We start from the raw sequence: 8,713 nt of genomic DNA, 5'->3' as shown, positions 1-8,713 counted from the left end.
ATTCTGTCGAGGTAGACCTCGAGCATCTCCTTGAGCGTCATGGTGCGCGGCTGGCCGTCGACCAGGGCGACGGCGTTGATGGCGAAGGTGTCCTCGAGCTTGGTGGCGCGGAACAACTGCTCGAGCAGCGCATCCGGGTTGATGCCGTTCTTGACCTCGATGACCAGGCGCATGCCGTGTTGCAGGTCCGTGAGGTCCTTGACGTCGGCGATGCCGGTGAGCTTCTTGTCCTGGACGCCCTTCTTGATCTGCTCGATGATCCGCTCGGGCCCCACCATGTACGGCAGTTCGGTCACGACGATGCCCATGCGGCGGGGGCTTACCTTCTCGATGCGCGTGGTCGCGCGGATCTTGAAGGAGCCGCGGCCGGTCTCGTAGGCATCGCGGATGCCGTCCAGACCGATCACCTTGCCGCCGGTGGGCAGGTCCGGCCCGGGGATGAAGCGCATCAGCTCGTCGAGGTCGGCATCGGGATGCTTGATCAGGTGGCGCAGCCCCTGCACCACCTCGCCGAGGTTGTGCGGGGCCATGTTCGTGGCCATGCCCACCGCGATGCCCGTGGCGCCGTTGACCAGCAGATTGGGGAAGGCCGCCGGCATCACCGAGGGCTCGGTCTGCTTGCCGTCGTAGTTGGGCTTGAAGTCGACGGTGTCCTCGTCCAGGCCGGCGGTCATCGCCAGTGCCGAGGGCGCCATCCGGCACTCGGTGTAGCGCATGGCGGCCGGGCCGGCGTCGAGGGAGCCGAAGTTGCCGTGGCCGTCGGTCAGGGGCAGCCGCATCGACCAGGCCTGGGCGGTGCGCACCAGGGCGTCGTAGATGGCGGTATCGCCGTGCGGGTGCAGTTTGCCCATCACCTCGCCCACCACGCGGGCGCTCTTGACGTGCGACCTGTCGGGCCGGATGGCCATCTCCTCCATCGAGTAGAGGATGCGACGCTGCACCGGTTTGAGCCCGTCACGGGCATCGGGCAGGGCGCGCGAGTAGATCACCGAGTAGGCGTACTCGAGGAAGCTCGTCTCCATCTCGCTGGTGACGTCGATGTCGGTGATCCGCTCGGTGAAGTCCTCCTCGGGCTCCTCGACCGATCGGCTGCTCCTGGGTGCCAAGGCGTACTGCTCCTCACTAGGTGCTGGGGTGCGTGGCGGGGGCCCGCGGCGGCAGACCCAGGGCGCGTCCGTCCAGGGCGCGCTTCCTCGCGTCGTGAAGACTACTGCCCTCCACCCACGGGAGGGGACAGGACCGCGTGCGGGTCGGCGGCTCAGCCGTGTTGCGGACGCTCCTGGTCCTTCGGCCCGCACCCGTCGACCTCGTCCAGGGCCTCGCGCAGCAGCGGCCACAGCTCGTCACCATTGGGGGCGCGCACCTCGGGGGCCCGCTCGGGGCTCCAGGTGACGTGGTCGTCGTCGGCCAGGACGGTGGTGGAGCCGTGGGCCAGCACCTGCTCGGCCATGGACAGCTGGCGGATCGCGATCGCCCGCACCCGGTCGGGCTGCAGCTCGGCGAACTCGCCGTAGAGGGCGGGGTCGTGCTGGCCGTCGTCACCCACCAGCACCCAACGGACATTGGGGAAGTCGCGGGCCAGTTCGCGCAGCGACTGTCGCTTGTGGTCGGGACCGCTGCGGAACCAGCCGGTGTTGGTGGGTCCCCAGTCGGTCAGCAACATCGCCCCGCGCGGGAAGCCGTGGCGCTCCAGGAAGCGGTTGAGGAAGGCGTGGGTGTTCCAGGCGCCGGTGGAGACGTAGATGACCGGTGCAGTGGGGTGGTCGGCCAGCATCTGCTGGTACATCCGTGCCATGCCGGGGATGGCACGACGTCCCTCCTCGGTGACCACGAAGGAGTTCCAGGCCGCGATGAACAGACGGGGCAGGGAGGTGGAGATGACGGTGTCGTCGAGGTCGCTGACCAGGCCGAAGGTCTCCTCACTGGGCACCACCGTCACCGGCACCAGGCTGACCGCCCCGTCCTCGGTGACCACCTCGACGTCGTGCACGCCGGAGGAGAGGCCTTGTATGCGCAGCCGCACGTCCACATAGCCACCGCGGTCGGCCTGCACGTCCACCCGGGAGCCGTCCAACCGCACCTGCACCTGGGCACGCGGTGCCGGGGCGGTGAAGAAGTTGCGCCAGCCCCGTTGCTGCAGGAAGGACTCGGTGGCCATGCCCAGGTGGGACTGGGGCTCGCGGCTGCGCAGCACCACCCTGGCCAGCACCCTGATGTGGTCGGTGGTCCCGTAGCCCACGAAGGGGATCACGGAGGGCCGCCAGCCCCGCGAGGTGAGGCGCTTGTTCACGTGGCGCCGCAGGGCCTCCTCGGCCCTGGCACCCAGGAAGGGTCTGGTCGACATGCGTCGAACTGTACCGACATGGGACGATGCGAGGGTGAATGCCTCCCTGTTGCCCGCCGCGCTGACGCAAGAGATCGACGACTGCGGCTACTTCCCGGAATTCGTCGCCGACTCGGTCGCCCTCGCGTTGGGTGACGAGCAGGTCCAGACCCACCTCGTGCACCACGAGGCGACTTTTGCCGGGGAGGAGATCCATCGCCACGTGACGGTGCTGGTCACCACGCAGACCCGCCTGCTGGTGGTGCACACCGACGACGGGCCGGCCACCGACGCGCTGGGGCGTCCCGCCGCTCCCGGGTGCGCGGTCACCTCGAGCGAGGCGATGGCGCTGTCCGAGGTGACCCAGGTGGCCCTGTCCCGCGTCGTGTCCTCCCCGCAGAGCTATGGAACCGCGTCCTCCCAGGTGGAGGAGACCTGGCTGACCGTCGCCTGGGGCACGATGCGCCGGCTCGACCTCGAGCCCGCCGGCTGTGGCGACCCCAGCTGCGACGCCGACCACGGCTACACCGGAACCCTGGTGGGCGACGACATCACGGTGCGGATGAGCCAGGCAGCCGACGGGTCCGAACAGGTGCGCCGGCTGGTCGACTTCGCCACCAGCCTCCAACGACGCACGGGATGCGTCCGATGAGCCCTTCGCCGACGGGCGAGCCCGATCTGCCGGCAGACCTGCTGCTGCCCCGCTACGGCAGCTCCACCCTGGCCGACCTGTTGCCCTCGATCGGTGCCCACCTGGGCGTGCCCGGATGCGAGTACGACAACCTGTCACTGCCCTCGGCCCAGCGCTATGTGCTGCTGCTGGTCGACGGGCTGGGCGATGCGCTGCTGCGCCGAAGCCTTCAGCACACCGAGTACTTCGCCGAGGTCTACGGCGACGCGACGGCCCTGACCAGTGGCGTGCCGTCGACGACGGCCACCTCCATCACCTGCCTGGGCACCGGACTGCCGCCGGGACGGCATGGCATGGCCGGCTACTCCTTCCGCTGCCCGGGCACCCACCGGGCCATGAATGCGCTGACCTGGGAGGGAGGGCCCCAGGACGTCGCGGGCTTCCAGCCACGCCCCACGATGCTGCAACGGATGGCGGACGCGGGCGTCGCCGTCACCTCCACCGGTCCGGCACACTTCGAGAACTCGGGCTTGACCACGTCGGCCCTGCGGGGCGCGGACTTCGTCGGCCATCCCGAGGCACAGGTCGAGGCCCGGGTCCACACGGTCGTCGAGTCCAGCCGCCGCGGTGATCATAGCCTGGTCTACGTCTACGAGCGCCAGCTGGACCACACCGGCCACGGCAAGGGCGTTGCCTCGCCCCAGTGGCTCCAGGCCCTGGCTGGCGCCGACCGGCTGGCCGGCCGGCTGCGCGAGGCCCTCGACGACGATGTCTGCCTGCTGGTCACCGGTGACCACGGGATGGTCGACGTCCCGGCCGAACGCCACGTGGTGGTCGAGGACCATCCCCGGATGCTGCGCGCAGTGGACCTGCTGGCCGGCGAGGGGCGGATGCGTCAGCTGTGGACGGCTTCGCCGGACAAGGTCGCCGACACCTGGCAGGACGAGTTGCAGGAGCGTGCCGTGGTCCGCACCCGGGAACAGGCCGTCGCCGAGGGCTGGTTCGGGCCGCTCGATCCCGCCCTGGCGGGTCGTTTCGGCGATGTGCTGGTGGCGATGCGCCAGGACTGGGCCGTGATGACCCGTGCCCTGCCGGGCGAGATGGAGCTGGTGGGCCAGCACGGCTCGCTGACCCCGGCCGAGCTGCAGGTGCCCCTGCTCGTCGACCATCCCGCCAGCTGGTGACCCCAGCCGCACCGACACCATCCCAGAGGAGAATCCCGTGGCCGAACTGGTCTTCTTCACCGGTCCGATGGACTGTGGCAAGTCCACCCTGGCCCTGCAGATGGACTACACCCAGAGCTCGCACGACCGCGTGGGGCAGCTGTTCACCCGCTTCGACCGGGCCGGCGAGGCGGTCATCACCAGCCGGATCGGGCTTTCCCGGCAGGCGATCGAGGTGGATGACCAGTTCAGCTTCATGGATCACGTCGTGGCCCACCTGACCTGCGGGGGACGCCTGGACTACGTGATCTGCGACGAGACCCAGTTCTTCCTGCCCGAGCAGGTCGACGAGCTGGCCCGCATCGTCGACGAGCTGGACATCGACGTCTTCGCCTTCGGGATCCTGTCGGACTTCCGCACCCAGATGTTCCCCGGCTCCAAGCGACTGGTGGAGCTGGCCGACCGGATGGAGATGCTGCAGGTGCAGCCACTGTGCTGGTGCGGCCGCCGGGCCACGCACAATGCCCGCACCATCGACGGCGTGATGGTGGTGGAGGGAGACCAGGTGGCCGTCGGTGACATCGGCAGCGACCCCGACTCGCGCGCCAGCCTCCGCTACGAGGTCCTGTGCCGCCGCCACCACCGGGCGCGGCTCACCAAGCTGCGCTCAGGCCACGAGTCCCACCACGAGCCGCTGCCCTTCGAGGACTCCGGCGAGGCAGGGCAGCAGCCATGAGCCCGCTGGTGGGGCGAGGGCCGCTGGTCGACGCGGCCCAGTTGGCAGTGCTGCGCGAGGACCCAAAGACCGTGGTGGTCGACGTTCGCCACCAGCTTGGCGCGCCCGCTTGGGGGCGCGAGCAGTACCGTGCCGGGCACATTCCCGGGGCCCACTTCGTCGACGTCGAGACCGAGCTGTCCGGGCCCGTGGGTGACGGGCGACGCGGACGCCACCCGCTGCCGGAGGCAACCGACTTCGAGGCGGTGATGCGACGCTGCGGGATCGAGCAGAACAGTGTCGTGGTGGCCCTCGACCAGGGCAACAACCTGGCCGCGGCGCGCCTGTGGTGGCTGTTGCGCCACCACGGCCACCAGCAGGTGCTCGTCCTGGACGGTGGCATGGAGGCCTGGCGGCGGGCCGGGGGCGGGCTCACGACAGTCGAACCTCCCTCTGGTGCGGGCAGCTTCACCGCCGTTCCCGGGCACCTGCCGGTGGTGGGCTCCGATGCGCTGCCGGACCTGCAGGCCCGCGGGCACCAGCTCTTCGACGTGCGCGCCCCGCAACGCTTCCGCGGCGAGCTCGAGCCGATCGATCCCCTCGCCGGCCACATCCCCGGCGCACGCAACCTGCCCGCCAGCCTGCTGGCCGGAGCCCAGGGAGGCTTCGGGATGCCGGAGCAGCTGCGCGAGGTCCTCGCCCCGGCCCAGGCGGGCGACGTGCTCAGCTGTGGTTCGGGACTGACTGCCAGCCAGGTGGTACTGGCCGCCTCGAGCATCGGCCTGGATGGACTGGTGCTCCATGCCGGGTCGTGGTCAGAGTGGATCAGCGATCCCGACAGGCCGATTCGGACCGGAACGTGACAGACTGGGAGCAGTACCCGTGCCGCCCAGCGGCACCGCCCCGGACCTAGGCTTTGACAAGGCCCCCGCTGTGGCAATTCCGACGCAGCGGGTGGACAATGAACTGAGGCGCAAGGCCTCGTGGCCCGAGCCCAGTGACGAGAAAGGACGCAGCGTGATCCCACGCGAGGAACCCGGCCCCATCATCAATGGCCTGCCGACCAACCTGCCGGACGCCGACACTGCGGAGACAGCGGAGTGGCTGGAGTCGCTGGACGGCATCATCGACGCGCAGGGCCGCAACCGTGCCCGCTACGTGATGTTGAAGTTGCTGGAGCGCGCCCGGGAGCGCCAGATCGGCGTGCCGTCGCTGACCAGCACGGACTATGTGAACACCATCCCGCCACAGCAGGAGCCCGCCTACCCCGGTGACGAGGAGCTGGAGCGCGGCTACCGTCGGCTGCTGCGCTGGAATGCCGCAGTCATGGTGCACCGCGCACAGCGCCCCGGCATCGGCGTCGGCGGCCACATCGCCTCCTATGCCTCGGCCGCCACCCTCTACGAGGTCGGTCTGAACCACTTCTGGCGCGGACAGGACCACCCCGGCGGTGGCGACCAGATCTTCTTCCAGGGCCACGCCAGCCCCGGCATGTACGCCCGCGCCTTCCTCGAGGGCCGCCTGGACGAGGCCGACCTGGACGGCTTCCGCCAGGAGAAGAGCCACATCGTCGACGGCAAGATCCGGGCGCTCCCGAGCTACCCGCACCCCCACCAGCTGCCGGACTTCTGGCAGTTCCCGACGGTGAGCATGGGCCTCGGCCCGATGAATGCCATCTACCAGGCGCAGTTCAACCGCTACCTGCACAACCGCGGCCTGAAGGACACCTCGCAGCAGCAGGTCTGGGCCTTCCTGGGCGATGGCGAGATGGACGAGGTCGAGTCGCGCGGTGCACTGCAGTGGGCGGCCAATGAGGAGCTCGACAACCTCACCTTCGTGGTCAACTGCAACCTGCAGCGCCTCGACGGCCCGGTGCGCGGCAACGGGAAGATCATCCAGGAGCTGGAGGCCTTCTTCCGCGGCGCCGGCTGGAATGTCATCAAGGTCATCTGGGGCCGTGGCTGGGACCCGCTGCTGGCCAACGACTCCGATGGCGCGCTGGTCAACCTGATGAACACCACCCCCGACGGTGACTACCAGACCTTCAAGGCCAATGACGGCGCCTATGTGCGTGAGCACTTCTTCAACAAGGACCCGCGCACCGCCGCCATGGTGGCCGACTGGTCCGACGAGGACATCTGGAACCTCAAGCGCGGCGGCCACGACTACCAGAAGGTCTACGCGGCCTACAAGAGCGCCAGCGAGTTCACCGGCGCCCCGACCGTGATCCTGGCCCAGACCATCAAGGGCTACTTCCTCGGCACCCACTTCGCAGGCCGCAATGCGACCCACCAGATGAAGAAGATGGCGCTGGACGACCTCAAGGGCTTCCGCGACCGCCTGCAGATGCCGATCACCGACGAGCAGCTGGAGGCCGACCCCTACCAGCCGCCCTATGTGAACCCCGGTCCCGAGGACAAGCGCATCAAGTACATGCTGGAGCGCCGTCGCGAGCTGGGTGGCTTCGTGCCGGAGCGTCGCAGCACGCCGAAGAAGGAGCTGAAGCTGCCGGAGGAGAAGTCCTATGCCGGCGTCAAGAAGGGCTCGGGCAACCAGCAGATCGCCACCACCATGGCCTTCGTGCGACTGCTCAAGGACCTGATGCGCGACAAGGATTTCGCTCCGCACGTCGTGCCGATCATCCCCGACGAGGCCCGCACCTTCGGCATGGACTCGTTCTTCCCGACGATCAAGATCTACAACCCGCACGGGCAGAACTACACGCCGGTGGACCACGAGCTGATGCTCAGCTACCGCGAGGCCACCAACGGCCAGATCCTGCACCTGGGCATCAACGAGGCCGGGTCGATGGCTGCCTTCACCGCGGCCGCCACCTCCTACTCGACCCACGGCGTGCCGATGGTGCCGATCTACATCTTCTACTCGATGTTCGGCTTCCAGCGCACCGGTGACTCCATGTGGGCGGTGGCCGACCAGCTCGGCCGCGGCTTCCTGGTGGGCGCCACCGCCGGCCGCACCACGCTGACCGGCGAGGGCACGCAGCACATGGACGGCCACAGCCCGCTGCTGGCCGCCACCAACCCGGCGGTCGTGAGCTATGACCCGGCCTACTCCTACGAGATCGCGCACATCGTCAAGGACGGCCTGCGTCGCATGTACGGCGACAAGCCCGAGGACGTCATCTATTACCTGACGGTCTACAACGAGCCGATCGTGCAGCCGAAGGAGCCGGAGGGCGTCGACGCCGAGGGCATCGTCAAGGGCATGTACCTGCTCAAGGAGGGCAGCTTCGAGGGCGTGGGCCAGGATGCACGCCGCGCGCAGCTGCTCGCCTCGGGCGTGGGCGTGCCGTGGGCGCTGGAGGCGCAGGAGCTGCTCAAGAAGGACTTCGGCGTGGTGGCCGATGTCTGGAGCGTCACCAGCTGGGGCGAGCTGCGCCGCGACGGCCTGGCGGCCGACGAGCACAACTTCCTGCACCCCGAGGAAGAGGCCCGCGTTCCCTATGTGACGCAGAAGCTGCAGGACCGTCCCGGTCCCGTCATCGCGGTGAGCGACTACATGCGTGCCGTCCAGGACCAGATCTCCAACTGGGTCCCGGGCGACTTCGCCAGCCTGGGTGCCGACGGCTTCGGCTTCTCCGACACTCGCCAGGCTTCCCGTCGCTTCTTCCACATCGACGGCCCGTCGATGGCGGTGCGTGCGCTGCAGCTGCTGGCCGCCAAGGGAGAGGTTCCTGCTGACTGGCCGCTGAAGGCTGCCGAGAAGTACAACCTGCTCGACGTCAATGCCGGCACCTCCGGCAATGCGGGCGGCGACGCCTGAGCCACCGGTTGAACGGCTCCTGACGGTGCGCGTCCCTGCGAGGGGGCGCGCACCGTCGTCTTCCCGCCCCGTGCGCCCGCGCGGGGGATCGCGGGGTC

General features: G+C 69.2%; 7 protein-coding genes. 5 read left to right on the top strand and 2 right to left on the bottom strand.

All coding sequences use genetic code 11. From position 1 onward, the window contains the following. Window positions 1–1,022 (bottom strand): DNA gyrase subunit A (locus ACHFFZ_RS03520; protein WP_394275281.1); only part of this gene is annotated, 1,022 nt, incomplete at its 3' end. Window positions 1,023–1,258: 236 nt separating this feature from the next. Continuing rightward, on the bottom strand, window positions 1,259–2,344 hold the full coding sequence (locus tag ACHFFZ_RS03515; protein WP_394275280.1) for an App1 family protein: 1,086 nt from the start codon (window positions 2,342–2,344) through the stop codon (window positions 1,259–1,261). On the opposite strand from ACHFFZ_RS03515, the gene ACHFFZ_RS03510 reads away from it, so the two are divergent. From ACHFFZ_RS03510 to aceE, 5 genes are all read left to right on the top strand, one after another. Further along, window positions 2,343–2,975 (top strand): DUF5998 family protein, encoded by a 633-nt coding sequence (locus ACHFFZ_RS03510; protein WP_394275279.1) that lies wholly within the window; start codon window positions 2,343–2,345, stop codon window positions 2,973–2,975. The two genes, ACHFFZ_RS03515 and ACHFFZ_RS03510, sit on opposite strands and share 2 nt — an antisense overlap. Beyond that, on the top strand, window positions 2,972–4,138 hold the full coding sequence (locus ACHFFZ_RS03505) for an alkaline phosphatase family protein (protein ID WP_394275278.1): 1,167 nt from the start codon (window positions 2,972–2,974) through the stop codon (window positions 4,136–4,138). The genes ACHFFZ_RS03510 and ACHFFZ_RS03505 overlap by 4 nt, the downstream gene beginning before the upstream one ends. Before the next feature lie 37 nt (window positions 4,139–4,175). After that, window positions 4,176–4,853: a thymidine kinase gene (locus ACHFFZ_RS03500; protein WP_394275277.1), complete on the top strand. Its 678-nt coding sequence runs from the start codon at window positions 4,176–4,178 to the stop codon at window positions 4,851–4,853. Further along, window positions 4,850–5,695, top strand: coding sequence for a sulfurtransferase (locus tag ACHFFZ_RS03495; RefSeq protein WP_394275276.1), 846 nt, complete (start codon window positions 4,850–4,852; stop codon window positions 5,693–5,695). Before ACHFFZ_RS03500 ends, ACHFFZ_RS03495 begins: the two co-directional genes overlap by 4 nt. A gap of 154 nt (window positions 5,696–5,849) precedes the next feature. Further along, window positions 5,850–8,615: a pyruvate dehydrogenase (acetyl-transferring), homodimeric type gene (gene aceE / locus ACHFFZ_RS03490; protein WP_394275275.1), complete on the top strand. Its 2,766-nt coding sequence runs from the start codon at window positions 5,850–5,852 to the stop codon at window positions 8,613–8,615. Window positions 8,616–8,713 lie beyond the last annotated feature (98 nt).

It is taken from the genome of Luteococcus sp. (assembly GCF_043424415.1).
In the GTDB taxonomy this organism is placed as follows: domain Bacteria; phylum Actinomycetota; class Actinomycetes; order Propionibacteriales; family Propionibacteriaceae; genus Luteococcus.
This window is presented reverse-complemented; position numbering and strand designations above follow the sequence as displayed.

Coding starts and splice junctions, on each gene's coding strand:
- ACHFFZ_RS03510 (WP_394275279.1), top strand. CDS start 2,343: ATGCGTCGAACTGTACCGACATGGGACGATGCGAGGGTGAATGCCTCC.
- ACHFFZ_RS03495 (WP_394275276.1), top strand. CDS start 4,850: ATGAGCCCGCTGGTGGGGCGAGGGCCGCTGGTCGACGCGGCCCAGTTG.
- ACHFFZ_RS03515 (WP_394275280.1), bottom strand. CDS start 2,344: ATGTCGACCAGACCCTTCCTGGGTGCCAGGGCCGAGGAGGCCCTGCGG.
- ACHFFZ_RS03505 (WP_394275278.1), top strand. CDS start 2,972: ATGAGCCCTTCGCCGACGGGCGAGCCCGATCTGCCGGCAGACCTGCTG.